Annotated in this window: 27 protein-coding genes and 1 pseudogene; all 28 read right to left on the bottom strand. The window is 67.7% G+C overall.

The window, feature by feature from the left end:
* Positions 1-70 precede the first annotated feature (70 nt).
* On the bottom strand, positions 71-1,606 hold the full coding sequence (locus IEX61_RS09000) for a YifB family Mg chelatase-like AAA ATPase (protein WP_188817689.1): 1,536 nt from the start codon (positions 1,604-1,606) through the stop codon (positions 71-73).
* A 28-nt stretch (positions 1,607-1,634) separates the two neighbouring features.
* Positions 1,635-2,488, bottom strand: a pseudogene (locus tag IEX61_RS09005) (SDR family oxidoreductase).
* A gap of 30 nt (positions 2,489-2,518) precedes the next feature.
* Entirely contained in the window at positions 2,519-2,920 is a 402-nt protein-coding gene (locus IEX61_RS09010) for a YraN family protein (protein WP_054673278.1), read from the bottom strand.
* A complete protein-coding gene (locus tag IEX61_RS09015; protein WP_188817691.1) occupies positions 2,917-3,231 on the bottom strand; it encodes an EscU/YscU/HrcU family type III secretion system export apparatus switch protein in 315 nt (104 codons plus the stop codon). Before IEX61_RS09015 ends, IEX61_RS09010 begins: the two co-directional genes overlap by 4 nt.
* Positions 3,228-4,580: a hypothetical protein gene (locus IEX61_RS09020; RefSeq protein ID WP_188817694.1), complete on the bottom strand. Its 1,353-nt coding sequence runs from the start codon at positions 4,578-4,580 to the stop codon at positions 3,228-3,230. The genes IEX61_RS09015 and IEX61_RS09020 overlap by 4 nt, the downstream gene beginning before the upstream one ends.
* 176 nt (positions 4,581-4,756) lie before the next feature.
* Positions 4,757-5,545 carry a ribonuclease HII gene (rnhB, locus tag IEX61_RS09025; RefSeq protein ID WP_188817718.1) on the bottom strand — a complete coding sequence of 263 codons (789 nt, stop codon included), beginning with the start codon at positions 5,543-5,545 and terminating at the stop codon, positions 4,757-4,759.
* Between the two features lie 53 nt (positions 5,546-5,598).
* Positions 5,599-6,474: a ribosome biogenesis GTPase YlqF gene (ylqF, locus tag IEX61_RS09030; RefSeq protein ID WP_188817696.1), complete on the bottom strand. Its 876-nt coding sequence runs from the start codon at positions 6,472-6,474 to the stop codon at positions 5,599-5,601.
* Between the two features lie 10 nt (positions 6,475-6,484).
* Positions 6,485-7,087, bottom strand: coding sequence for a signal peptidase I (gene lepB, locus IEX61_RS09035; RefSeq protein ID WP_083463162.1), 603 nt, complete (start codon positions 7,085-7,087; stop codon positions 6,485-6,487).
* 67 nt (positions 7,088-7,154) lie between these two features.
* On the bottom strand, positions 7,155-7,496 hold the full coding sequence (gene rplS / locus IEX61_RS09040; protein ID WP_054673338.1) for a 50S ribosomal protein L19: 342 nt from the start codon (positions 7,494-7,496) through the stop codon (positions 7,155-7,157).
* Positions 7,497-7,650: 154 nt separating this feature from the next.
* Entirely contained in the window at positions 7,651-8,388 is a 738-nt protein-coding gene (gene trmD / locus IEX61_RS09045) for a tRNA (guanosine(37)-N1)-methyltransferase TrmD (RefSeq protein ID WP_188817697.1), read from the bottom strand.
* A 14-nt stretch (positions 8,389-8,402) separates the two neighbouring features.
* On the bottom strand, positions 8,403-8,927 hold the full coding sequence (gene rimM / locus IEX61_RS09050; protein WP_054672099.1) for a ribosome maturation factor RimM: 525 nt from the start codon (positions 8,925-8,927) through the stop codon (positions 8,403-8,405).
* Positions 8,908-9,339 (bottom strand): YlqD family protein, encoded by a 432-nt coding sequence (locus IEX61_RS09055; RefSeq protein ID WP_188817699.1) that lies wholly within the window; start codon positions 9,337-9,339, stop codon positions 8,908-8,910. The genes rimM and IEX61_RS09055 overlap by 20 nt, the downstream gene beginning before the upstream one ends.
* Positions 9,340-9,416: 77 nt before the next feature.
* Entirely contained in the window at positions 9,417-9,644 is a 228-nt protein-coding gene (locus tag IEX61_RS09060; protein WP_054672095.1) for a KH domain-containing protein, read from the bottom strand.
* Positions 9,645-9,671: 27 nt separating this feature from the next.
* Positions 9,672-9,950 carry a 30S ribosomal protein S16 gene (rpsP, locus tag IEX61_RS09065; protein ID WP_054672093.1) on the bottom strand — a complete coding sequence of 93 codons (279 nt, stop codon included), beginning with the start codon at positions 9,948-9,950 and terminating at the stop codon, positions 9,672-9,674.
* 41 nt (positions 9,951-9,991) lie between these two features.
* Complete coding sequence (gene ffh, locus IEX61_RS09070) at positions 9,992-11,341, bottom strand: signal recognition particle protein (protein WP_054672091.1); 1,350 nt, start codon at positions 11,339-11,341, stop codon at positions 9,992-9,994.
* Positions 11,342-11,352: 11 nt separating this feature from the next.
* Positions 11,353-11,685, bottom strand: a complete 333-nt coding sequence (locus tag IEX61_RS09075; RefSeq protein ID WP_188817701.1) for a putative DNA-binding protein — start codon at positions 11,683-11,685, stop codon at positions 11,353-11,355.
* Between the two features lie 106 nt (positions 11,686-11,791).
* Positions 11,792-12,802, bottom strand: a complete 1,011-nt coding sequence (gene ftsY / locus IEX61_RS09080; RefSeq protein WP_188817703.1) for a signal recognition particle-docking protein FtsY — start codon at positions 12,800-12,802, stop codon at positions 11,792-11,794.
* A gap of 53 nt (positions 12,803-12,855) precedes the next feature.
* Positions 12,856-16,425: a chromosome segregation protein SMC gene (gene smc / locus IEX61_RS09085; RefSeq protein WP_188817705.1), complete on the bottom strand. Its 3,570-nt coding sequence runs from the start codon at positions 16,423-16,425 to the stop codon at positions 12,856-12,858.
* An 88-nt stretch (positions 16,426-16,513) separates the two neighbouring features.
* Positions 16,514-17,203 (bottom strand): ribonuclease III, encoded by a 690-nt coding sequence (gene rnc / locus IEX61_RS09090; protein WP_054673008.1) that lies wholly within the window; start codon positions 17,201-17,203, stop codon positions 16,514-16,516.
* Positions 17,204-17,232: 29 nt separating this feature from the next.
* Positions 17,233-18,477 carry a beta-ketoacyl-ACP synthase II gene (fabF, locus tag IEX61_RS09095; RefSeq protein WP_188817707.1) on the bottom strand — a complete coding sequence of 415 codons (1,245 nt, stop codon included), beginning with the start codon at positions 18,475-18,477 and terminating at the stop codon, positions 17,233-17,235.
* Between the two features lie 123 nt (positions 18,478-18,600).
* Entirely contained in the window at positions 18,601-18,840 is a 240-nt protein-coding gene (gene acpP, locus IEX61_RS09100; protein ID WP_054672931.1) for an acyl carrier protein, read from the bottom strand.
* 54 nt (positions 18,841-18,894) lie between these two features.
* A complete protein-coding gene (gene fabG / locus IEX61_RS09105; RefSeq protein WP_229725809.1) occupies positions 18,895-19,632 on the bottom strand; it encodes a 3-oxoacyl-[acyl-carrier-protein] reductase in 738 nt (245 codons plus the stop codon).
* Between the two features lie 61 nt (positions 19,633-19,693).
* Positions 19,694-20,629, bottom strand: a complete 936-nt coding sequence (fabD, locus tag IEX61_RS09110; protein ID WP_188817710.1) for an ACP S-malonyltransferase — start codon at positions 20,627-20,629, stop codon at positions 19,694-19,696.
* Positions 20,630-20,632: 3 nt separating this feature from the next.
* Positions 20,633-21,640 carry a beta-ketoacyl-ACP synthase III gene (locus IEX61_RS09115; protein WP_188817712.1) on the bottom strand — a complete coding sequence of 336 codons (1,008 nt, stop codon included), beginning with the start codon at positions 21,638-21,640 and terminating at the stop codon, positions 20,633-20,635.
* Positions 21,641-21,653: 13 nt separating this feature from the next.
* A complete protein-coding gene (gene plsX, locus IEX61_RS09120; RefSeq protein WP_188817714.1) occupies positions 21,654-22,634 on the bottom strand; it encodes a phosphate acyltransferase PlsX in 981 nt (326 codons plus the stop codon).
* Entirely contained in the window at positions 22,618-23,229 is a 612-nt protein-coding gene (fapR, locus tag IEX61_RS09125) for a transcription factor FapR (RefSeq protein ID WP_157057928.1), read from the bottom strand. The genes plsX and fapR overlap by 17 nt, the downstream gene beginning before the upstream one ends.
* A 149-nt stretch (positions 23,230-23,378) precedes the next feature.
* Positions 23,379-23,552, bottom strand: a complete 174-nt coding sequence (gene rpmF / locus IEX61_RS09130; RefSeq protein WP_054673168.1) for a 50S ribosomal protein L32 — start codon at positions 23,550-23,552, stop codon at positions 23,379-23,381.
* A 31-nt stretch (positions 23,553-23,583) separates the two neighbouring features.
* Positions 23,584-24,141: a YceD family protein gene (locus IEX61_RS09135; RefSeq protein WP_188817716.1), complete on the bottom strand. Its 558-nt coding sequence runs from the start codon at positions 24,139-24,141 to the stop codon at positions 23,584-23,586.
* Positions 24,142-24,263 lie beyond the last annotated feature (122 nt).

Below are 24,263 nucleotides of genomic sequence, written 5' to 3' on the forward strand. Positions count from 1 at the left end.
CGATATCAGGAGGTTTTCATTTGCTCAAACCCCCGCATGTTTCATTACAGGAATGCTCATAAAGGACAACTCACCCCAACAACCCCTCGCCCGGCCGGTCCAGCATTCGGTACTGGATCGCCTCGGCCACGTGTTCGGCTTCCACCGTCTCCGAACCGGCCAGGTCGGCGATGGTGCGCGCCACCTTCAAGATCCGGTCGTGGGCCCGCGCAGAGAGCCCAAGGGCATCAAAGGCCCGGCGCAGAAGCGAGGCCGCCTCCCGCCTCAAGACGCAATGGCGCCGCAGCAGCGCCGGCGTCATTTCGGCGTTGCACGTAACGCCCGTGCCGCGAAACCGTTCGGCCTGCATGGCCCACGCTTGCCGCACGCGCGCGGCGATGGCCGCCGACGGCTCGCATTTGGCCTCCGCCGCCCATTCGCGGTACGTTTGGCGCGGAACGTTCACGTGGAGGTCGATGCGGTCCAGGAGCGGACCCGACAAGCGGCCGCGGTAGCGCTGCACCTGGCCTGGCGTGCAATGGCACGCCGCGTCGGACCCGAAGTACCCGCACGGGCAAGGGTTCATCGAGAGAACGAGCAGGAACTGCGCCGGATAACGCACCACCGCCCGCGCCCGGCCGATCGTGACGTACCCGTCTTCCAGGGGCTGGCGCAAGACTTCCAGTACGCTGCGGGAAAATTCGGGCCCTTCGTCCAAAAACAGCACCCCGCGGTGGGCCAAACTCACCTCTCCCGGTCGGGGCACGCTGCCGCCCCCGATCATCCCCGCAGGGGAGATGGTGTGATGGGGAGCGCGGAAGGGGCGTTCGGTGACGAGGCCGCCGCCCCGGGTGAGCAGCCCGGCCACGCTGTAGATTTTCGTCACCTCCAGCGCCTCCGCCTCGCTTAAGGGCGGCAAAATGCTCGGCAGGCGCTGGGCCAGCATGGTCTTGCCGGAACCGGGCGGCCCCACGAGGAGCACATTGTGCCGGCCCGCGGCAGCCACCTCCAGGGCCCGCTTGGCGTGAAACTGGCCCCGCACCTCGGCGTAATCGAGCCCGGTTGCCCGCTCGCGCGCCGGTGGCGCCGCCGGGCCCGTCCAGGACGGCAGGGGCGCCTCACCCTTCAACACGGCCAGCGCCTCTCGCAGCGAACCGACGGGAATGATCCGGATCCCGCTCACCACCGCCGCCTCCGCCGCGTTGGCCTGCGGCAGGAGAATCGTCCCGAGGCCCTTCTCCTTTGCCGCCAGCGCCATCGGCAGCACCCCCGGAACGGGACGAAGGGCGCCGTCGAGGGCCAATTCGCCGAGCACCAACACCCCGTTCAGCGCGTCGGCCGCCAATTGCCCGCTGGCCACCAGCACGCCGAGGGCGATAGCCAGATCAAAGGCGGCCCCTTCCTTCCGCACATCGGCCGGCGCCAGGTTGACCGTGATGCGCTGGACGGGATAAGCAGCCCCGCTGTTGCGCACCGCCGCGCGCACCCGTTCCCGCGCTTCCCGCACGGCGGTGTCCGGCAACCCGACGATCTCCGTTTGCGGCAGCCCGTTCGCGATGTCCACCTCGACCTCGACGAGAAACCCGTCGACGCCGAGCACCGCCGCGCTCAGCACTTTGGCGTACATACCCGCTCGCTCCCTTCCCAGTCGAGCCTCACCGCCCGTTGGCGCCACCGGTCAACGCACGAAGCACGGCCCGCTCCACCACCCTCCACGGCAGGAGCGCCTTGAGCCACAGCAGCCTCCGCGCGCCCGTCCCCACCACGTAGCGCAGCTTGGGCCGCTTGGCGCGCGCTGCCTTGAGCAGCGTGGCCACGACGGCGTCGGGCGGCGGGGCCGTCTGGGCCGTGCGCTGCACCTGCTGGGCGAGGCGCGCGGCCATTACCGCGTACGGCGACCCGGGATCGCTCGCGATGCGGCCGAGCCCCTTTTCCCAGATCGCCGTGCGGAACGCGCCGGGCTCGATCAGCACCACGTGGATGCCGAAGGGCAGAAGCTCGAGGCGCAGCGCCTCGCTCAGCCCCTCGACGGCAAATTTCGACGCCGCATAGGGCGCGAGGCCCGGAAAGCCGAACCGGCCGGCCACGCTGCTGATGTTGAGAATCTTGCCGCTTTTCTGCCGGCGCATCACGGGCAGGACGGCCTTCGTCATGGCCACCAGGCCCCACACGTTGACGGCGAATTGCTCCTCCCACGCCTCCAGGTCGACCTCCTCGACAAAGCCGCCGACGGCCATCCCGGCGTTGTTGACGAGGAGGTCGATCCGCCCCCAGCGGTCGACGACGGCGGCCACCACCCGCGAGCCGCCTCGGCGTCGGTTACGTCGAGCCGATGCACCTCGATGCGGTCGGCCACGCCCCGTTGCCGAGCCTCGTTCAGCAGCCGGTCGCGCGCGTCCAGGTTGCGCATCGTCGCGGCGACGCGGTAGCCTTCCCGCGCAAAGGCCAGCGCGGCCCGATACCCGATGCCGCTCGACGTCCCGGTGATGAGGGCCACCGGACGGTCCATTCCCCTTCCCCCTTCCTCTCGGCACCCGGCCTAAAAGGCGTTTTCTATATGCCGCACGCGGACGCGATGCGGCCCTTCCCAGCGCAAGGAAAGCACGTCGAAGCGCACGCGCGCCTCGGTGCGCCCCGTGCGCTGCAGAAACCAGGCGGCAACGCGGCGGATGCGGGCCACCTTTCGCGCGTCCACCGATTCGGCGCCGCTGCCGAACCGCTCGCCCGTTTTGGCGCGCACCTCGACGAACACGAGCCACCCGTCCTTCTCGACGACGAGGTCGATCTCGCCCCACCGCACGGCGACATTCGTCGCGACGACGGCGTACCCCTTTTGCTCCAGGTACCGGCGAGCCGCCTCCTCGCTGCGCCGGCCCAACAGGCGGCGGGCGTCGGGGCGCTTGACGCGCGGATGGTCACCGTTCCCCCTGTCCCGGTTCATGAAGAGGCCGCCTCCCGCTGCCCCACCGTGCGATCGGTGCGGTAGAGGAGGGCGAGGATCTCGGCCACGACCGGATAGAGGGACGGGGGAATGACCTGGTCCAGGTCGAGTTGGCTGAGCACGGCCACCAACGCGGGGTCTTCATGGAGGGGAACCCCGTGGGCGCGCGCTTCGGCGATGATCCGTTCGGCCACCGCGCCCGCCCCTTTGGCCACCACCCGCGGCGCTTCATCCCGCGGCGGGTCGTACCTGAGGGCTACCGCCCGGCGCAGCGGATCTGCCTGGCGTTGCCGGTCGTCTTGGGCGGTCATACGCGCACATCCACTCCTTTGTACCGGATGATCGCCGGCAAGACCGGCGGGGTCTTTTCCGGGTCGCCATCGAGCGGCTTCCAGCGCAGGGCGCACAGGCGAAACCCGCACGCGGCCAGGCGTTCGGCAAACCAGGGTGCCCACCGGTGAACGGCGTCTTCGGCACCGGGGTGCCGGGTCCACACCGTCACGGTCAGATGGCCCTCGTAAACGTCGGCGGCCACGGCGGTGTCGCCGCAATGGGGCAGGGGCAGGGACAGGTAGAGGTGCAGGCAATCGGCGTCGACCTTCGCCCCCTCCTTGCGCGCGGCGACGTGCAGCGTGGCCGTCTCGCGCGGATCCCCGAACGGGAGGGGCAGCTGCAGGATGGCATGCACAAAGGGGGCTTGGGGATCGGAGAGGAGCGCCAGCTGCTGGCCCACCAGATGGCGGAGCAGCTGCTGGGCGGCCTGACGCAGCGGTTCCGACAGGCTGGCTTCGTGTTCGAGCAGGCGGAGGAGAAGCCCCTTGAGCGTCTCCGCCGCATTCTCCTCCTCCGGGGCGCCGTGACGCCGCCGCGCCGCGAACGTCGTCTCAAGCTCCAGGCCAAGCAGGCGCAAGGCCCGCCGCAGGCAATCGGGTTTTGGCCGTTCGGCGCGCAGAAAGACCCGCGGCCCCAGCTGAAGGAGCTGGGCAAGGAGCGCCGCCACGGCGTTCCCGCCCGCCTCGCGCCCGTCCGGTACCGGCGCGCTGGCCGCGGCCGCATCGCCTCGCCCCGCAAGCTGGGCCTGGGCCGCCTCGACAAACCGCACCCACAAGGCCGCCAACCCGGGGCCAAACGAAAAGGCATGCAAGGCCTCCACCGTCGCCGGCGTGAGGGGCAGGCCGCGCAGCAGCGCCGCCAGCGCGGCGGACGTCTCCGTTTCCGTCAGCGTTCCGCCGCGCGCAACGAGATAGGCGCGCAAGGCTTCGACGGCCTCCCGCGTGACGGGCAATTCGGCCGCCACCAGGGCGCGGAGGGCACGGAGAGCCGCGTCGTCTGCCGGCAAGCCCAGCGCGCGAAGGATTGCCGCCTCGTTCGGGGCTCGCGAAGAACCCGAGTGCCCCGCCTCCCGGGGCAGCGGCGGGAGGACGCGCAGGACGAGCGGCCACGCGGCGTCCTGCACCTGCAACCAGACGCGGGCACCCGGCTCCAGCGGCACCGACAGCGCCGCCCGCAGGACGTATTCGCCGATGCGCACCAGGGCCTGCTCCCCATAGACCTGGACCACGGTGGCCAGCACGACCTGTCCGGGCCGTAACGACAAGGGGGGCGGCATGAGCGTCCCCGCCTTGCTCACAAGCGGCAACGTGTGGGCGAAAATCTGCACCGCTCGCTCCCTCGCTCTCGCCCGACGGCAAGGCCCCAAAGTTTACATAAAAAATCTTCTGTTAACCTGTCGCCATCGGGCCTCTTGGCAGATCCACCCTACTCTTTTCGCCGCACAAAAAACGTCCTCCTGCTAACCGGAGGACGGTCAACCGCTCAATTTTCTTTCCCAACGGATCACGACCACTCCATGGCCAGTTGCGCCGCCTGCACGCGGGCGAAGGAACGGCGGTGCAGCGGGCAGGGGCCGTACCGCTCGAGGGCGGCAAGGTGCTCGGAGGTGGCATACCCGGCGTTGCGCTCAAAGCCGTACTGCGGGTACAGGTGCGCCGCCGCCTCCATCATGCGGTCGCGGGCCACCTTGGCCACGACCGACGCGGCGGCGATCGACACGCTGCGGGCGTCGCCCTTCACCACGGCCTCCTGGCGCACGGCCAGGTCGGGCAACGTCATCGCGTCGAGGAGCAGCGCGTCCGGTTCGGGCGCAAGCTGCGCCACCGCTCGCTTCATCGCCAAGCGGGCGGCGTGGTAGATGTTCAGCTCGTCGATCTCCTCAACCGTCGCCAGCCCGATGCCCACCGCCAGCGCCGTGCGACGGATGGCCTCGTCCAAGTCAAGGCGCTGCCGGGGGGTCAGCTTTTTCGAATCGTCCAGCTCCGGCAGGTAGGCGTCGGGGGGCAGGATCACCGCCGCGGCCACCACCGGGCCGGCCAGCGGTCCTCGTCCCACCTCGTCGACGCCGGCAATGCGCACAAACCCTTCGGCGCGCAGGCGCCGCTCCCACGCCGTCATCGCCTCCCACCGCGCCCGCTGGGCCGCTTCCTGCGCCTTTTTCCGCTGCCACTGGGCGACGGCGCGCCGCACGCCGGCGCGCCTGTCCTCGGCCAGGCGGCGCAGCGTGTCGGGGTCAACCTCGTCCTGCTCGTGCAGCCACCGCGCGATGGCCGCAACGGACCACGATTGCACGTCCATGGCCCACCACTCGTCTCCCGTTTCCGGTTTTTGTGGTTCTTTTCTGGCTATGGGGAATCGTTCCGTTCCTCGGCCTCTTCCGGCGGCCAGTCAAAGGTCAGCGGCCCGAGACGGCCGGCCCGAAGATCGCGGAGGAACACCTCGGCCGCCTTGTCCACGTCGATGACGCCCCCGCTGACCAACAAGCCGCGGGCGCGGCCGATGCGCTCCAGCATGGCGCCGGGATCAATCGGCCAGTCGGCCAGCTTGTACCGCTCCCGCAGGCGCTCCGGGTAATGCGCCATGAGGTAGCCCACGGCGAACAGGGCCACGTCGTAAAGGGGCAGGATCTCGTCCTTGATCGCCCCCGTCGCCGCCAGTTTCAGCCCCACTTCGGGATCGTCAAACTTCGGCCACAGGATGCCCGGCGTGTCCAACAGCTCCAGCTCGCGTCCAACGCGCACCCACTGCTGCGCCTTGGTCACCGCCGGCCGGTCGCCGACGCGGGCGGCGGCTCGCCCGGCCAGGCGGTTGATCAGCGTCGACTTGCCGACATTGGGAATGCCGAGAATCATCACCCGCACGGCCCGCACGGCCATGCCTTTCTGGGCCCGCCGCTCCAGCACCGGCCGGGCCAGCTCCCTGCAGCGCGCGGCGATGCGCTCCACCCCCTTGCCGCTCTGGGCGTCGATCGGCAAGGCGGACACGCCCCGCGCGGCAAACCAGTCGATCCAGGCGGCGGTGGCGCGCGGGTCGGCCAGATCGGCCTTGTTCAGGAGCAACAGGTGCGGCTTGGCGCCGACGATCTCGTCGATCATCGGGTTCCGGCTGGAGGCGGGCACGCGCGCGTCCACCAGCTCCACGACGACATCGATCACCTTCAGCCGCTCTTCGATTTGGCGGCGGGCTTTGGCCATGTGGCCCGGAAACCACTGGATCGTCACGTTGCGCCTCCTATCGCACCCATCCGAAGTCCTTCAGCGGCCAGAAGATCACGTCGGCCCGCCCGACCACGTGTTCGAGGGGCAGGGGGCCGAGCAGGCGGCTGTCCTTGGAATTGCCGCGGTTGTCCCCCAAAACGAAAACATGCCCCTCCGGCACCGTGACCGGGCCGAAATCCAGCGTGTACAGCTCGCCGCGGGCATGGGCCTCTTCCTTGGCCCGTTTCAGATACGGTTCCTCCACCGGCTTGCCGTTTATGTACAGCACGTCGTTCTTCATCTCCACGGTTTCCCCGCCGACGGCGATCACGCGCTTGATGAAGTCGCGGTCCTCCGACGGGATGTAGACGACGACGACGTCGCCCCGCTTGGGCTCGCCGATGCGATAGGCCAGCTTGTTGACAATCAGCCGATCCCGGTCGTGGAGGTTCGGCAGCATGGACGAGCCGTCCACCACAAACGGGGCAAACAGGAACCACCGGATGCCCAGGGCCACCGCCAACGCGATGGCCAGCGCTTTGGTCCACTCCCACAGCTCGCCGCCCTTCGCTTTGCGCGGCGGGAGGCCTTGTTCCTCCCCCAACCCGCTCGCGGCCGTTTCGTTCACGTGGTCCATCTCGCTCCCCCTCGCGCCAACATGGCAAAAGAGGGACTTGGCAACCAAGTCCCTCCCGTCCGCACCCTTACGCTTCCTTGATCCGCGCCGCCTTCCCGACGCGTTCGCGCAGGTAGTACAGCTTCGCGCGACGCACCTTCCCGCGGCGCACCACTTCAATCTTCTCGATTTTCGGCGAATGAACGGGGAAGATCCGCTCCACGCCGACGCCGTAGGAGACCTTGCGCACGGTAAAGGTCTCGTTCAGGCCCGAGCCGCGGCGAGCGATGACAACGCCCTCAAACACCTGCACGCGTTCGCGCTGCCCTTCGACGACCTTCACGTGCACGCGCACCGTGTCGCCCGGGCGAAACTCCGGCAGGTCCTGGCGCATTTGCTCCTTCTGGATCTCGCGAACAAGCGGATGCATCGTGCTTCCCTCCTCTTCAGACGTTCATGCCTGCGCAGCAGGCAGCGGACCGTCTTGCTCGCACCCATTTTGGCGCCACAAGGGGTATTGTAGCACAACAAAAGGTGGGCAGGCAACCGCAGCCACCGGCGGCCCCTTCACCCACCTGTGCCGCTCACTCGCCGCGCAGGATCTCCTCGTACAGCTCGCGCAGCTCGTCGTCCCACTCGAGGCGCTCCAGGAGGTCCGGTCGCCGCTCCATCGTCCGCCGGAGCGCCTCCTTTTTCCGCCACCGCGCGATGTTCGCGTGGTGACCCGACAAGAGCACCTCGGGCACCTTCCAGCCGCGAAAGTCGGCCGGCCGCGTGTAGTGCGGGTGTTCGAGAAGCCCGGTGGCGAAGGAGTCGGTGCGCGCCGACTCCTCGTTGCCGAGGACGCCGGGCAGGAGGCGCACCACCGCGTCGATGATCACCATCGCCGGCAGCTCGCCCCCGGTAAGGACATAGTCGCCGATGGACAGCTCATCCGTGGCCAAATGCTGGCGCACCCGTTCGTCGAAGCCTTCATAATGCCCGCAGAGGAAGATGAGGTGCTCCTCTTGGGCCAGCTCCTCGGCGATCTCCTGGCGAAAGGTTCGGCCTTGCGGGCACAGGAGGATGATGCGCGGCTTCGTCTCCGGCACCTCCTCCAGGATGGCCTCCACCGCGCGAAAGATCGGCTCGGGCTTGAGCACCATCCCGGCGCCGCCGCCATAGGGGGTATCGTCCACCGTGCCGTGCTTGTTGCCGGCATACTGGCGGAAGTTCACCACGTTGATCGTCACCAGGCCCCGCTCTTGGGCCTTGCCCAGGATGCTGGCGCCCAGCACGCCGGGGAACATCTCGGGAAAGAGGGTCAGGACGTCGATGCGCATGCGGAGATCCCCCCTCAATCCACCAGGCCGGGAAGCAGATGAACCGTCACCCGCCGATTGGCGACGTCCACGTCCTTGACGACGTCGTCGATGTAAGGGATGAGGATGTCCTTTCCGCCGTCCTTGGGCTTCACCACCCACACGTCGTTGGCGCCGGGGGACAGGATCTCCTTCACTGTGCCGAGCTCCTCACCCTCCTCCGTCACCACTGTACAGCCGATGATTTCATGGTAGTAGTACTCGCCTTCAGGCAGCGGCTCGAGGTCGGCCTCGTCCACCTGGAGCATGCCGCCCTTAAACTTCTCCACGTCGTTGATCGAATCGTACCCCTCGAACTTGAGGAGGTCAAATTGTTTGTGCCGCCGGTGGCTTTCCACGACCAGCTCGATCGGCTGCGGAAAATCGGGATGGGAAAGCCAGAGCCGGCTCCCCTTCCGATAGCGTTGCTCAGGAAAGTCGGTGATGGAGATGACCCGCACCTCGCCGCGAATGCCATGGGTGTTGACCAGCTTGCCGACGTTATACCGTTTCGGTGCCATGCGGCATCCTCCCGTCTCGGATGGCGACGACGACGCCGTCCTTGATGACGATCTCGGCCCCACTCATCAGGGCGTTCCAGTCGTCGCCGACGCGAATCTCCACGTCGCTCTCCACCGTGGTGTAGAGAACCTCGCTTCCCTCGGGCAGCGCGCGCAACTGCTCGGCCTGCGCCTTCAGCGCCTCGATGCGCTCCCGGCGCGCCCGCTCTTCCCGCGCCAGGCGTTCCCGAACCATCTCCACAGCGGCTGGCCCCCTTCGCTGGGCATCGGACAACAGCTTCTTCCCCTGGAACTGCAGCTGCTCCAGCTCCATGCGCAGCCGCTTCACCTGCTCCTCAATCTCCCCAAGAAAACGGTTGCGCGTCGGTTCGGTCAAGATCAGTTTTACCTGAACCGGCCTGCGGATTCGCATTGCCTTTCGCCTCCCCACGCAGGCGCAAACATGGGACCCGTCACGCGGAAAAGACGGGTTGGGAACGCCCCAACCCGTCACAGGATGTCCACGCTCACCCGCTTCCCTTCCCGCGCCGCCACACCGCTCACCACGGTACGCAGCGCCTTGGCCGTGCGGCCCTGTTTGCCGATCACCTTGCCCACGTCGTCGGGATGCACGGAGACCTTGTACACCACCGTCCGGCCTTGCACCACCTCTCGCACGCACACGTCGTCCGGGTGGTCCACCAACGCCTTGGCAATCAGCTCGACCAGCGCCTTCATCGGCTCGCCTCCGCGTTGCGCAAGCCCTTACTGTTTGTTTTCGTACTTGATCTCGTGCACCTTCTTCAGGATGCCGGCCTTGCTCAGCAAGCTGCGCGCCGTGTCCGTCGGCTGCGCCCCGGTGAGGAGCCACTTGATCGCCTTCTCTTCGTTGATCTTGATCTCGGCCGGCTCGGTCACCGGGTTGTAGTAGCCGATCTCCTCGATGAAGCGGCCGTCGCGCGGCGCGCGGGAGTCGGCCACGACGATGCGGTAAAAGGGCTTCTTCTTGGCGCCCATGCGCTTCAGACGAATTTTGACAGCCATGCTGCGGTCACCTCCGGAAGGAATCCAAACGAATGGGATCGTCACGTCGGGAAAAACGGCAGGCGAAAGCCGCGCCGCTTTTTGGCCTGCTTGGCCATCTTGCCGAACTGCTTGAACAGCTTGCGCATCTCTTCAAACTGCTTGACGAGCCGGTTGACGTCCTGGAGCGACGTGCCGCTGCCCGCCGCGATGCGCCGCTTGCGGCTGGGATTGAGGATGTCGGGATTGGCCCGCTCCTCCGGGGTCATCGACAGGATGATCGCCTCGATGCGCTTGAGCTGCTTCTCGTCCACCTTGAGGTCCTTCATCCCCTTGAGCTGGCCCATGCCCGGGAGCATGGCCAACAGCTCCTCGAGGGGCCCCATCTGGCGGACGGCGCGCAGCTGCTCGAGGAAGTCGTCGAAGGTGAACTCGGCGCGGATAAGCTTCTGCTGCATTTCGGCCGCCTTTTCCGCATCGACGGCCGCTTGCGCCTTCTCGATCAGCGTCAGCACGTCGCCCATGCCGAGGATGCGCGAGGCCATGCGGTCGGGATGGAAGGGCTCGAGGGCGTCAAGCTTTTCGCCCATCCCGGCAAACTTGATCGGGCAGCCGGTGACGGCCCGCACCGACAGGGCCGCCCCGCCGCGCGTGTCGCCGTCGAGCTTGGTGAGGATGACGCCGGTGAGGCCGAGCCGTTCGTGGAACGTACGCGCCACGTTGACGGCGTCCTGGCCGGTCATGGCGTCGACGACGAGGAGGATCTCCGTCGGCTGCACCGCGTCGCGGATGCGCGCCAGCTCGTCCATCAGCTCCTCGTTAACGTGCAGCCGGCCGGCGGTGTCGATGAGTACGACGTCGAGGCGTTCCCCCTTGGCGTGCTCGACGCCCGCCTTGGCGATGTCAACGGGATCGGCCCCCTCGCCCATGGTGAAGACGGGCGCGGCAATTTGCTCGCCGAGGACCTGCAGCTGGCGGATGGCCGCCGGGCGGTACACGTCGGCGGCGACGAGGAGCGGCTTCTTCCCTTGCTTCTGCAGGTAGCGGGCCAGCTTCCCGGTCGTCGTCGTCTTCCCCGCCCCCTGCAAGCCGACCATCAGGATGACGGTCGGCGGCGTGGGGGCCAGCTCCAGCTTCGCCGCCTGGCCGCCCATCAAGGCGGTCAGCTCGTCGTGGACGATCTTGATCACCTGTTGCGCCGGGGTGAGGCTTTTGAGCACCTCCTGCCCCACGGCGCGCTCGCGGACGCGGGCGATGAAGTCCTTCACCACGTCGAGGCTGACGTCGGCCTCGAGGAGGGCGAGGCGCACCTCGCGCATCGCCTCCTTGACGTCGGCCTCCGTCACCTTGCCCTTTCCGCGCAGTTTTTGGAACGTCTCCTGCAGTCGGCTGGTCAGGCTTTCGAACAGCATGCGGCTTCCCCCTAATCGGCCTCCGCCAGTTGGGCGAGCAGCCGCTCCGCTTCGGCGCCCAGGCACCCTTTTGCCTCGAGAAGGGCGCGCAGGCGGGCGATGAGGCTGAGGCGCTCCTCGTGCTTGCGGAGGAGGCCGAGCTTGGCTTCGTACGCTTCCAGCAGGGCTTCCGCCCGCTTGAGCTGCTCGTAGACCGCTTGACGGCTCACGTTGTGCGCTTCGGCGATCTCGCCGAGCGAGCAGTCATGCACATAGTAGTCCTCGAGGTAGCGCTTTTGCTTGTCCGTCAAGAGCGGCTCGTAAAAATCGTACAGCAGGTTGAGGCGGTTCGTCTTCTCGAGCATGGCTCCCTCGCGGCGCTGTCAAGGCGTTTCCCTTTACGGATCTAGCATAGCGAAAGGAAGCGGACCTGTCAAGGGCAAGAGGTTGACAGCGAACGCGCCGGCGCCGTCACCCGGCCGCGCCCGGCTGTTCGGCCTCATCCGTCCGCTCCAGCCACCCGGCAAACAGGCCGGCCACAAACGGCTCGGCGTCGAAGGGCACGAGATCGTCCGGCTTTTCGCCGAGGCCGACGAACTTCACCGGCACGCCGAGCTCGCGACGGATGGCGAGGACGATGCCGCCCTTCGCCGTGCCGTCCAGCTTCGTCAGCACGATGCCCGTCACCTTGGCCGCCTCGCCGAAGGTTTTGGCCTGGGAAAGGGCGTTCTGGCCGGTGGTGGCATCGACGACGAGGAGGGTCTCCTGCGGGGCGCCAGGCACCTCGCGCGCGATGACGCGGACGATCTTCTTCAGCTCCTCCATCAGGTTGGCCTTGTTCTGCAGTCGGCCGGCGGTGTCGCAGAGGAGCACGTCCGCTCCCCGCGCCTTGGCCGCCTGGATGGCGTCGTAGATCACGGCGGCCGGATCGGCGCCCGCCTGGTGGCGGATCACCTCGACGCCCACGCGCCGCCCCCACGCCTCCAGCTGCTCGATGGCCCCGGCGCGGAAGGTGTCGCCGGCGGCGAGGAGCACCTTCTTCCCTTCCTGCTTGAGGCGATGGGCCAGCTTGCCGATGGTGGTCGTCTTCCCCACGCCGTTGACGCCGACAAACAGGATGACGGTCAGGCCGTCCGGGTTGAGGTTCAGGGACGCCCCCTCCTGCCCCTCGGCCATGAGCGCAACCAGCTTTTCGACGAGCAGCGGCTTCAGCTCCGCCGCGTCCCGAATCTTCTGTTCGGCCGCCGCCTCGCGCAGCTCGTCCACAAGGGCCAGGGCGGTTTTCACGCCCACGTCGGCGGCGATCAGAATCTCCTCCAGTTCCTCGAAGAAGTCCTCGTCAATCGCCTTGGCGCGCCGGAAGAGGGTCTCGACGTTTTCGGCCAGGGAAGCGCGCGTTTTGGCCAGGCCGTCGCGAAACTTGGCCGTCACCTCTTCCGCCTTGGCCGCGAGGGCTTCCTTGAGCTTGCGGAACACGCTCATGGGCATCCTCCTTTCGTTTTGGCAAGGACGGGAAACCGGAATCGTTCCGGGCCTTACGCCGAGACGAGCCGCTGGGCATCCTCCAGCCGCACCGACACCAGCTTGGACACGCCGGACTCCTGCATGGTCACGCCGTACAGGGCATCGGCTTCCTCCATTGTGCCCTTGCGGTGCGTGACGACGATGAACTGCGTCCGGTCGGCAAAGCGGCGCAGGTAGCGGGCAAAGCGGCGCACGTTGGCCTCGTCGAGGGCCGCTTCCACCTCGTCGAGGATGCAGAAGGGCACCGCCTTGACGTGAAGAAAGGCAAAAAGGAGCGAAATGGCCGTCAGCGCCTTCTCGCCGCCCGAAAGAAGCGACAGCACCTGCGGTTTCTTGCCCGGCGGCTGGGCGACGATCTCGACGCCGGTGGCGAGGAGGTCGCTCGGGTCGACGAGGACGAGGTCGGCCTTGCCGCCGCCGAACAGATGGCGGAACACATGCTGAAACGCATCCCGCACCGCGGCAAAGGTGTGGGCAAAGCGCTTGGCCATCTCCTCGTCCAGTTCGGCGATCATCCGGTACAAGCCGGCCTTGGCCGCTTCCAGGTCGGCCTTCTGCTCCGTCAAAAACCGGTAACGCTCGGCCAGCCGTTCGTATTCCTCGATCGCTCCCGGGTTGACGGGCCCCAGCGCGTCCATCTCCGCGCGGAGGCGTTCCACCTCGCGCCGCGCCGCCTCCACGTCTTCCGGCGGCGCATAGCGCTCGCGGGCCAGCTCGTAGGACAGGCCGTAGCGCTCGCGCAGCGCGGCGAGGGCGTTCTCCAGCTCCACGTCTTCGCGGCTTGCGCGCACCTCTGCCTGACGCAGGCGCTCCTCTGCCTCGTGGAGCCGCTGGCGCAGGGCACGCAGCGCCGCCTCCTGCTCGGCAAGGGCCGCGCGCCGGCCCTCCCGCTCGTCGGCCAGCGCCGAAAGCCGCTGGGCCACGCGCCCGCGCGTCGCTTTCAGCTCGGCCAGGCGCCGCTCCGTTTCCGCCAGCTGCTCCGCCTCCTGGCGACGCTGCGCCTGCCAGGCAGCCACCTGCTCGGCGAGGGCGGCGCGCTCGGCCGCCACCTGCTTCCGTTCCCGGCGCAGCCGCTCCTCCTCCGCCTGGCGGGCCTCCACCTGCTCGCGCACGCGGGCCAGTTCCACCTTGAGGCCCGTCACGCGCGCGTGGAGCGCCTCGCGGTCCCGGGCCTTGGCCGCGAGGGCCTCTTCCCCGGCGCGGATGTCCGCGGCCAAGGCCTCCTCCTCCGCCGCCAGGGACGCAAGATGCTCGCGGGCACGGGACAACTCGGCCTCAAGGCGCGCAATCTCCTGGGTGTAGAGGCGCTCGTCAGCTTCCAGCAAGGCCAGGCGCTCGCGCAAAGCACCCGCCTCCACCTGCCGCGCGTGCACCGCCTCCTTGCACCGCTGCTCCTCCTTCATCAGCGCCTCGATGCGCGCGCGCAGCCGGTCCACCTCGGCCTCCAGCGCCGCGTGCCGCTCGCGGGCGGCGGCCGCCTCCCGCTCGAGGCGGGCGCATTCCGCCGTCACCGCCTCTCGTTCGCGCGTCACCTGGTCCAGTTCGCGCTGGCGGCCAAGCAGGGACGCCGCGTCGCCGCCCTTTTTGGAAAAGCCGCCGGTCATGCTGCCGCCCGGGTTGACCACGTCCCCGTCCAGGGTCACGACGCGGTGGCGGTACCCCAAAAGGCGCGCCACGCGGTTGGCCGCCTCGAGGTCCTTCACCACCACCACGGTGCCGAGCAGGTTGGACACCACATCGCGGTAACGCGATTCGCAGCGCACCAGATCGGCGGCCACTCCCACCACGTCGGGGCAGGCGGCCAGCTTGTTCCGCTCGGCGGCGGACAGCTCCCGCCCGCGGATGACGTCGAGGGGGAGGAAGGTGGCCCGTCCCGCCTTGCGCTCCTTGAGGAACTGGATGGCCCGGCGGCCGGCCGCCTCGTCGTCCACCACCACGTGCTGCAGGGCCCCGCCGAGGGCCGTCTCCACGGCCAGCTCATAAGCCTTGGGCACCGACACGAGCTCGGCCACCGCCCCGTGAATCCCGCCGATGGCCTCGCGGTTTTGGAGCACCTCGCGCACGCCCTGGACATAGCCTTGATAGCCTTCCTTCAGCTCCCGCAGCACGCTCTGGCGCGCTTCCAGGGTTTCCCGCCGCCCCTGGGCGCGCCGCAGGGCCTCGCGCAGCTCATCGGCGCGCACGGCCGCCTGGCGCTGGCGCGCCGTCGCCTCGCGCAAGAGGCCAAGGCAGCCCGCGAGCTCCTCCTGCGCCCGCGCGAGGGCCTCCCGCGCCGCCTGCTCCTCGGTCTCCTTTTCGCGCAGCGCCGTCGCCAGCTCCTCCCGCGACGCGCGAAGGCGCTCCAGGCGCTGGCGCAATTGGGCGACATGCTGCTCGGCAGTGCGGATCTCGTTGCGGACGGCCGCAGATGCGTTCAGCAGGTCGATGTAGGCCGCCTTTTTTTGTTCCAGCGCCGCGCGCAGGGCCTCCTCCCCCTCGGCCAGGCGCTCTTGTTCCTCCGCCACCTGCCGCTCGAGGCGCTCGGCCGCGGCGGCCAACTCCGCCCGCGCCGCGCGCTGCCGGCGGATTGCCGCCTCCAGGGCCGCTTCACGTTCGACCAATGCCGCAGCCGTCTTCTCGGCCTCGGCCAGCCGCTCGTCGAGGTGGCGAAGGCGTTCGCGCAGCACGTCGCGCTGGCCTTCCGTTTTCTCCCCCTCTTCGCTCAAGGCGAGGAGCTCCTGCTGCAAGGCCTCCCGCTCGGCCTCCAGCCGGGCGAAGGCCGCCTGCGCCTCGGCAACGGCTGCTTCGCGCCTCGCCAGCTCATCCGCCAGCGCGTTGTGGGCGGCCTGGCATTGGGCCAGGACCTCCTTGGCCGCGTTCCACCGCGCGTGGCGCCGGGCGATGTCGTGGACCAACAGGCCGATTTCCCGCTCGCGCAGAGCGTCGGCGAGGGCCTGATGGCGCCGGGCCTTCTCCGCCTGCTCGGCCAGGGGGCCCAGCTGGTTCTCCAGCTCGACCAGGATGTCGGCCAGACGCGTCAGGTTGGCCTCGGTCTCCTCCAACTTGCGCTGCGCCTCGCGCTTGCGGGCCTTCGTTTTCACGATGCCGGCCGCCTCTTCAAACATCGCGCGCCGCTCCTCGGGCTTGGCGGCGATGATCTCCTCAACGCGCCCCTGCCCGATGAGGGCGTACGCCTCCTTGCCCACGCCGGTGTCGTAAAAGAGCTCGGCGATGTCCTTCAGCCGGCACGGCTGGCCGCAGATGGCGTACTCGCTCTCCCCTGTCCGGTAGACGCGGCGCGTGACGGTCACTTCCGCATACTCGAGGGGCAGCGCACCGCTCTGGTTGTCCAGGGTGAGCGACACTTCCGCATAGTGCTTCGGCCGGCGCGCGCTGGAGCCGGCGAAAATCACGTCTTCCATCTTCGATCCGCGCAGCGTCTTGGCGCTCTGTTCGCCCAGCACCCAGCGCACGGCGTCGGTGATGTTCGATTTCCCGCTCCCGTTGGGCCCCACCACCGCCGTGATGCCGGGACCGAACTCCAGCACCGTGCGGTCGGCAAAGGACTTAAAGCCCAAAAGCTCGATCCGCTTCAGGTACAATCGCGGTTCACCCTTTCGTTCTCTTGCACCCCCGCGTTTCCGTACGCGTGAAAAAAGGCGGCGCACCGCACGCCGCCGGTATGCGTGGTTATCGCCGCGCGCCCAGCACCTGGAGGGCCATGGCCGCCGCGTTCTGTTCCGCCTCTTTCTTGGAACGTCCGCGCCCGCGGCCAAGCGATTGCTGGTTGAGCAGCACCTCGGAGACAAACTCCCGGTTGTGCGCTGGACCGCGCTCTTCCACGATGCGATACGTCAGCTCGCCCAGGTTGTCCTGCTGCACGAGCTCCTGCAGCAGGCTTTTGTAATCGGTGGTGTGGGCAAAGTCGCCCCGAAGCACGCGCGGGAAGACGACCTTGTCGAGGAAGGCGAACACGGCGTCGAGCCCCTGATCGAGGTACAAGGCGCCGACAAACGCTTCGAAGACATCCGCCAGAAGGGACGGCCGGTGGCGACCGCCGGTCAGCTCTTCTCCCTTGCCGAGACGGATCAAATGTTTGAACCCCAGCTCCTCGGCAAACGACACGAGGGACGGCTCGCAGACGATGGCCGCGCGCAGCTTGGTCATTTCCCCTTCGGACATGTGGGGAAAGGTCTGGAACAGGAACTGCGAGATGGCCAGTTCCAACACGGCGTCGCCGAGAAACTCGAGGCGCTCGTTGTCCTGGATGTGCTCCCGCTTGTGCTCGTTGACATAGGACGAATGGGTAAACGCCTGCTCGTACAGCGCGAGGTTGCGAAACCGGATGCCCAGCCGCGCCTGAAGCGTCTCCCAATCCATGGGTGGTTTCCCTCCTGGCACGCGCCCCCTTACCCCTCGTACCGCTTCAAGGCGATCGTGGCGTTGTGCCCGCCGAAGCCAAAGGAATTGGACAACGCCACCTGCACCCGTGCGCGCCGCGCCTCGTTGGGCACGTAATCCAGATCGCACTCGGGATCGGGCGTCTCGTAGTTGATCGTCGGCGGGAGGATCTGGTCACGCAGGGCCAGCGCCGTGGCGATCGCTTCCACCGCCCCCGCCGCCCCGAGCATGTGGCCGGTCATCGACTTCGTCGAGCTGACGGCCAGCTTGTAGGCGTGTTCGCCGAAGGCCGCCTTGATGGCCTGCGTCTCAATCTTGTCGTTCAGCTCCGTCGACGTGCCGTGGGCGTTGATGTAGTCCACCTCCTCCGGCCGGATGCCGGCGTCGCGGATCGCCGCCAGCATCGACCGCTTGGCCCCGTCGCCGTCGGGATCGGGCTGGGTGAGGTGGAAGGCGTCGGCGCTCATGCCGTAGCCGATCACCTCGGCGAGGATCGGCGCGCCGCGGCGCTTGGCGTGCTCGAGCTCCTCGAGGATGAGCACGCCCGCACCTTCACCCATGACGAACCCGTCGCGGTCCTTGTCGAAAGGCCGGCTGGCCTTCTCCGGTTCGTCGTTGCGCGTCGACATCGCCTTGGCCGCGCAGAAGCCGGCAAAGGCGAGCGGCCGGATCGTCGCCTCCGTCCCGCCGGCGACCATCACGTCGGCTTCGCCGCGCTGGATGATCTTAAACGCGTCACCGATGGCGTGGGTGCCGGTGGCGCAGGCGGAAATGGGCGCGCTGTTCGGCCCCTTGAGGCCAAAGTGGATCGACACCTGACCCGAAGCCATGTTCGCGATCATCATCGGGATGAGGAAGGGGCTCACCCGTCGCGGCCCCTTCTCCAAGAGGACGCGGTGCTGCTCCTCCCACGTGGCCAGCCCGCCGATCCCCGAGCCGATGTAGACGCCGATGCGTTCCGGATCCAGCTCCTCGACCTTCAGCCGGGCATCTTCGAGGGCCATTTTCGTCGCCGCGATGGCAAACTGCACAAAGCGGTCGGTTCGCTTGACATCCTTTTTGTCCATGTATGCCGACGGGTCGAAATCCTTCACCTCGCCGGCAATCCGCGTGGGGAACTCGCTGGCATCAAAGAGCGTTACGGGACCGATGCCGGACTTGCCGGCCAGAAGCGACGCCCAAAAGGTCCGGGCATCGTTTCCCACCGGCGAGACAACCCCCACGCCGGTAATCACCACTCGACGCTTTTCCATCGGGTTCACCTCTATGAAAGAGACGGACCTCGCCGTCCGCACGTCTTCATCCGTCGGCCTGTGCGCGCGAAGCGGGCCCAGATGCGGAGAAAGTCCCGCGGGGCACACGGGACTTTGTTGCGCTTACGACTGCAGGCGCGAATTTATGTATTCCACAGCTTGCCCAACGGTCGTAATCTTCTCCGCATCCTCGTCGGAGATCTCCATGTCGAACTCGTCTTCCAGTTCCATCACGAGCTCGACGATGTCCAGCGAGTCGGCGCCCAGGTCTTCCTTGAAGGACGCGTCCATCGTCACTTCCGACTCGTCGACGCCGAGGCGATCGACGATGATGCGCTTCACGCGCTCAAAGGTATCGGACATGGTTTCCTTCACCTCCCTTGCCGTATTATACGAAAAACCCTTGGGGAAGAAAAGCTACATCGCCATGCCGCCGTCGACGCACAGCACCTGTCCCGTGATGTAGGCGGCGTCGTCGGAGGCGAGAAAACGCACCGCCTTGGCCACGTCTTCCGGGCGTCCGAAGGCGCCAAGCGGGATCTGCGCAAGGAGCGCCTCGCGGACGTCGTCCCCCAGTTTGGCCGTCATGTCGGTGACGATAAACCCCGGGGCCACGGCATTGACGGTAATGCCGCGCGAAGCCAGCTCGCGGGCCAGCGTCTTGGTCAGGCCGATGAGGCCGGCCTTGGCCGCCACGTAGTTGGCCTGCCCCGCATTGCCGCGCAGGGCCACGACCGAGGAAATGTTGACGATGCGCCCGTAGCGCTGTTTCATCATGGGACGGGCCACCGCCTTGGCGCAGAGGAAGGCGCCCTTCAAGTTGACGGCGAGCACCTCGTCCCATTCCTCGTCCTTCATGCGCATGACGAGGTTGTCGCGCGTGATCCCGGCGTTGTTGACGAGGATGTCGACACGGCCGAAGTGGTCGAGGACCTGCTTCACCATCGCCTCCACGTCGTCGGCGCTTGCCACGTTCGCCCTCACAAGGAGCGCCTCGCGCCCCTTTGCGCGGATGCGCTCCGCCACCTCCAGCGCCGCCCCCTCGCTGCCCGCGTAGTTGATCACCACGTGGGCGCCGGCTTCGGCCAGTTCCAGGGCCACGGCGCGGCCGATGCCGCGCGAGGCGCCGGTTACCAGTGCCACTCGGTCCTTCACCGCTTCACTCCCTTTCCCGATGGGTGTGGGACGGGCGGTTCGGCTCGCCCGTTTCCTATTGTTATGCCAGCTCGGCCAGCGCCTTGTCCAGGGAAGCCGGATCGTGCACATTGAAGCACCGCGCCCGGCGGTCGATCTTTTTGATCAGCCCGGTGAGCACCGTGCCCGGCCCGATCTCGACGAAGGTGTCAACGCCCGCCTCCAGCATGGTGCGCACGCTGTCCTCCCACAGCACCGGCGCGGCCACCTGCTCCACGAGCAGGCGGCGAATCTCCGCGGCCTGCGTCACAGGACGGGCCGTGACGTTGGCCACGACGGGCACCCGCGCATCGGCCAGCGGCACATCGACGAGCACCTTAGCCAGGCGCTCGGCGGCCGGCTTCATCAGCGAGGAGTGGAACGGGCCGCTCACGGCGAGCTCCAGCACGCGGCGCGCGCCGGCTTCCCGCGCCCGCTCGGCGGCCTTCTTCACCCCCTCGCGCGTGCCGGAGATGACGATCTGCCCGGGGCAGTTCAGGTTGGCCAGCTCGACGACATCCCCTTCGGCGGACACCGCTTCCACGATGGCCTGCAGGGCCTCCCGTTCCATGCCGAGGACGGCGGCCATGCCGCCCCGGCCGGCGGGAACGGCCTCCTCCATGAACGCCCCGCGCTGGCGCACGATGCGCACGGCGTCGACAAAGGAGAGGGCCTCCGCGGCCACCAGGGCCGAATACTCGCCGAGGCTGTGCCCGGCCACAAAATCGGGCCGAGGGGCGGCCTTTTTCCACACCGCCAGGAGGGCCGCGCTCGTCGTCAGGATGGCCGGCTGCGTGTTGACGGTGAGGCGCAGCTCCTCCTCCGGTCCCTCGAAGCAGAGGCGCGACAGGGCAAACCCCAGCGCCTCGTCGGCCGCGTCAAACACCGCCCGCGCGTCGGCGTCCGCCTCGGCGATGGCCTTGCCCATGCCCACCACCTGCGAACCCTGTCCCGGAAACACCCACGCCACTTTGCCCATGCCTCATCCCTCCTTCTTCGCGTCCCACCAGCGCAGCACCGCAGCGCCCCACGTGAGGCCGCCCCCAAACCCGACAAGGACGAGAAGGTCCCCCGCATGGATGCGCCCGGCGCGCACCGCCTCGTCGAGGGCGACGGGGACCGACGCCGACGACATGTTGCCGTAGCGGTCGAGGTTGATCACCACTTTGTCTTCCGCAAGCCCAAGGCGGCGCATGGCTGCGTCGATGATTCGGTAGTTGGCCTGGTGGGGAACGAGAAAGTCCACGTCTTCCTTGGTCAGCCCCGCTTTCTTCAGCGCCTCCTCGGCCGCGGCGCCGAGAATGCGCACGGCAAACTTGAACACCTCGCTGCCGTTCATGGCGATGTAATGCTGCCGCCCGCGCACCGTCTTTTCCGACGCGGGAAGGCGCGAGCCGCCGGCCGGCAGCTTCAGCAGGTCGCCGCCGCTCCCGTCGGCGCCCAGCTCAAAGGACAGAAAGCCGTAGCCCTCCGGCACCGGGCCGAGCACCACCGCGCCGGCCCCGTCGCCAAAGAGGACGCAGGTGGCGCGATCGGTCCAGTCGGTGATCTTCGACAGGCAGTCGACGCCAATGACGAGGGCGTACCGGTACATGCCCGTCTGGATGAACTGGGCCGCTGCCGCCACGCCGTACAGAAAGCCCGAGCAGGCCGCCGAGAGGTCAAAGGCCGCCGCGCGCGTGGCCCCCAGCTTTTCCTGCACGATGCACGCCGTCGACGGGAACATCATGTCCGGCGTCACCGTGGCGACGACAATCAGGTCGAGGGCCTCCGGCGTCACGCCGGCCGCGTCGAGGGCCTTGCGCGCCGCCTCCAGGGCCAGATCGGAGGACGCCTCTTCCGGCCGGGCGATGCGCCGCTCGCGAATGCCGGTACGCGTCACGATCCACTCGTCGCTCGTCTCCACCATCTTCTCCAGGTCGGCGTTGGTCAGCACCTTTTCCGGCAGGTGCGACCCCGTTCCCAAGATGCCCACCCCGTATCGCTCCATCGGCCTTCCCTTCCTATCCGAATTGTCGTGAGATGGCGCCGAGCACGTCGCGCTCCACAAAGGCGATGGCTTGCCGCACGGCGTTGTGGATGGCGCGCGCGTCCGACGACCCGTGGGCCTTGATGCAAGGCCCGTTGATCCCCAGAAGCGGGGCGCCGCCATGCTCCTTGTAGTCCATGCGCGCCTTCAGGCGGCGAAAGGCCGGGCGAAGGAGGGCCGCGGCCAGTTTGTGCGTCCACCGGCCAGTCAGCTCTTCCCGCAGCACGCGAAAGATGGCCTCTGCCGTCCCTTCCGCCGCCTTGAGCAAGACGTTGCCGGTAAAGCCGTCGCACACGATGACGTCGGCCACGCCGGCGAGCACGTCGCGCGCCTCGACATTGCCGATGAAATTCAGGTTGGCTTGTTCCAGCAAGGCATAGGCCGCTTTCATCAGCTCGTTGCCCTTCGTCGCTTCGGTGCCGATGTTGAGCAGGCCGACGCGGGGGTTTTTCACCCCCTCCACGCTCGCCACGTAGACGCTCCCCATTACCGCGTACTGCAACAGGTGCTGCGGCCGGGCATCGACGTTGGCGCCGACGTCCAGCACGAGGGCGCCCCACGACCCCGTTGTCGGAAAGACCGGGGCGAGGGCCGGGCGTTCAATGCCGGGCATGCGGCCGACATACAGGAGCGCCGCGGCCATGTACGCGCCGGTGTTGCCGGCGGAGATGCAGGCGTCGGCCTCCCCGTCGTTCACCATCTGCACGGTCATGACGAGGGAGGAGCGCTTCTTCTGGCGGATGGCGCGCACGGGTTCCTCGTCGGGGCCGATCGCCTCGGGCGCATGGCGGATGCGCACATTGCGCGGCCATGTCGCGCGCAAGGCGCGCACGATGGCCTCGTCGCCGACCAGGACAAACTCCACATCGGCGCGTTCCGCTGCGGCGCGCAGCACCCCGTCGACGATGGCCTGCGGCGCGTGGTCCCCGCCCATGGCGTCAATGGCGATCCGCATCGGCGATCCCTCCTGCCTCTCGCTGTGCATCGCGCGCCGCGCGGTAGACGGTAAACGTGCCGCTGAACACCAGCTCGCCGCCAACCCGCGTTTCCACCCGCACGCGGTTGCGCTCCGGATCGGACGCGACGACGGTGGCCTTCGCCACGAGCCGCTCCCCGCGGTAAACGGGACGCACAAAGCGAATGCGCGCCGAAGCCGTGAGCGCCACCTCCGCGTCGGTGACCGCCACCGCCAGCGAGTTGGCCTGGGCAAAAATGTGGTGGCCGCGGGCGATCCCTGTGCGCGCGAACACGTGGCCGTCGCCGATGTCGAGGATGGAAATGGCGTAGCGATCCAGCTCGAGGTCGACAATCTCGCCGATCACCTCATCCTGCCGCAGGGAACGGATCGGGTCCAATTGCCGGCGGGCCACGTCCTTCAGGCGTTCGCGCAGCTCCGGAATGCCCAGCTCCAGGCGGTCGAGGCGGATGGTCTGCACGCTGACACCAAACCGTTGCGCCAATTCTTCATCGGTCAAGACCGGATTCTCGTCCAAGAGGGCCATCAGGGCTTTTTGGCGCTCACGCTTCGGGAGCCGCCGAATGGCTACCACCACCTGTTACGAGATTCTCTTATGACCTGCTCACAAGGTTAGCTTTAGTATAGGCTGTCGCGCCAAAAAATACAAGGGGGCGAACGCAACACGAAACCCCGCACCGACACGGGCGCGGGGTTGAACGCATCCGGATGGTTTCCTCTGATTTATTTTTTGATGACCTGCACGCCTTTGTACGTGCCGCAGGACGGGCACACGCGGTGGCTGAGCTTCAGCTCACCGCATTCCGGGCACCGGACGAGACCCGGAACCTCCAGCTTGAAGTGCGTGCGGCGCTTGCGTTTGCGCTGCTTGGATGTCCGCCGGAAAGGTACGGCCATGCTGCCACCCCCTCGAAGTCTTCGGTTCGCGTCACTTCCCGTTTGGCTCCTTCTTGTCGGTTTGCCCCTGTTGGTCGGCGAAAAGCTCGGCCAACACCGCCAGGCGCGGATCGATCCGCTCGGTGCGGCAGGAGCAGGTTTCCGCATTGCGATCGATGCCGCACAGCGGGCACAAGCCTTTGCACGCCTCGTCGCACAGCGGCGCAAACGGAACGGAAAGCGCGATCAGCTCGACCAGGTACGGCTTGAGGTCGACCGTGTCGCCTTCCACGACGTGGACGTTCTCCTCATCGTCCTCCTCGGCCGCCGCCTCGTCTCCGGAGGCGCGCACAAAGCGCTCGTCCACGGGAATGGAATAGGAAAAAGGAAACGCCTTCAAACAGCGCGAGCAGGAAAGCACCATTGAACCGCTCAACGTGCCGTGAACGCGCACCTCGCCCGCTTCGTAGCGCGCTTCGCCGTCCATCGTCACCGGCGACAGCGACTGCACTTGCGGGTGCATGCGGGCCAGCTCGTCGGCAGCAAACACCTCGTGCACGCGGAGCGCCTTGCCCTGCTGCCCTTCCAATTCGGGCAATCGAAGGATCATCATGCCTTTCACCTCGAGGACAACACGTTTGATTATAGCCTGCCCGTTTCCCTTTTGTCAATGTTCCGTGGGCTCTAGGTCAATAATTGTGGATGCGAGGTCAACCAAGCCAAGGGAACAAA

The organism is Calditerricola satsumensis (assembly GCF_014646935.1).
GTDB lineage: Bacteria > Bacillota > Bacilli > Calditerricolales > Calditerricolaceae > Calditerricola > Calditerricola satsumensis.

Coding starts and splice junctions, on each gene's coding strand:
- IEX61_RS09000 (WP_188817689.1), bottom strand. CDS start 1,606: ATGTACGCCAAAGTGCTGAGCGCGGCGGTGCTCGGCGTCGACGGGTTT.
- IEX61_RS09010 (WP_054673278.1), bottom strand. CDS start 2,920: ATGAACCGGGACAGGGGGAACGGTGACCATCCGCGCGTCAAGCGCCCC.
- IEX61_RS09015 (WP_188817691.1), bottom strand. CDS start 3,231: ATGACCGCCCAAGACGACCGGCAACGCCAGGCAGATCCGCTGCGCCGG.
- lepB (WP_083463162.1), bottom strand. CDS start 7,087: ATGGACCACGTGAACGAAACGGCCGCGAGCGGGTTGGGGGAGGAACAA.
- rplS (WP_054673338.1), bottom strand. CDS start 7,496: ATGCATCCGCTTGTTCGCGAGATCCAGAAGGAGCAAATGCGCCAGGAC.
- trmD (WP_188817697.1), bottom strand. CDS start 8,388: ATGCGCATCGACGTCCTGACCCTCTTTCCCGAGATGTTCCCCGGCGTG.
- rimM (WP_054672099.1), bottom strand. CDS start 8,927: ATGGCACCGAAACGGTATAACGTCGGCAAGCTGGTCAACACCCATGGC.
- IEX61_RS09055 (WP_188817699.1), bottom strand. CDS start 9,339: ATGCGAATCCGCAGGCCGGTTCAGGTAAAACTGATCTTGACCGAACCG.
- IEX61_RS09060 (WP_054672095.1), bottom strand. CDS start 9,644: ATGAAGGCGCTGGTCGAGCTGATTGCCAAGGCGTTGGTGGACCACCCG.
- rpsP (WP_054672093.1), bottom strand. CDS start 9,950: ATGGCTGTCAAAATTCGTCTGAAGCGCATGGGCGCCAAGAAGAAGCCC.
- ffh (WP_054672091.1), bottom strand. CDS start 11,341: ATGCTGTTCGAAAGCCTGACCAGCCGACTGCAGGAGACGTTCCAAAAA.
- IEX61_RS09075 (WP_188817701.1), bottom strand. CDS start 11,685: ATGCTCGAGAAGACGAACCGCCTCAACCTGCTGTACGATTTTTACGAG.
- ftsY (WP_188817703.1), bottom strand. CDS start 12,802: ATGAGCGTGTTCCGCAAGCTCAAGGAAGCCCTCGCGGCCAAGGCGGAA.
- rnc (WP_054673008.1), bottom strand. CDS start 17,203: ATGGATTGGGAGACGCTTCAGGCGCGGCTGGGCATCCGGTTTCGCAAC.
- fabF (WP_188817707.1), bottom strand. CDS start 18,477: ATGGAAAAGCGTCGAGTGGTGATTACCGGCGTGGGGGTTGTCTCGCCG.
- acpP (WP_054672931.1), bottom strand. CDS start 18,840: ATGTCCGATACCTTTGAGCGCGTGAAGCGCATCATCGTCGATCGCCTC.
- fabD (WP_188817710.1), bottom strand. CDS start 20,629: ATGGGCAAAGTGGCGTGGGTGTTTCCGGGACAGGGTTCGCAGGTGGTG.
- IEX61_RS09115 (WP_188817712.1), bottom strand. CDS start 21,640: ATGGAGCGATACGGGGTGGGCATCTTGGGAACGGGGTCGCACCTGCCG.
- plsX (WP_188817714.1), bottom strand. CDS start 22,634: ATGCGGATCGCCATTGACGCCATGGGCGGGGACCACGCGCCGCAGGCC.
- rpmF (WP_054673168.1), bottom strand. CDS start 23,552: ATGGCCGTACCTTTCCGGCGGACATCCAAGCAGCGCAAACGCAAGCGC.
- IEX61_RS09135 (WP_188817716.1), bottom strand. CDS start 24,141: ATGATCCTTCGATTGCCCGAATTGGAAGGGCAGCAGGGCAAGGCGCTC.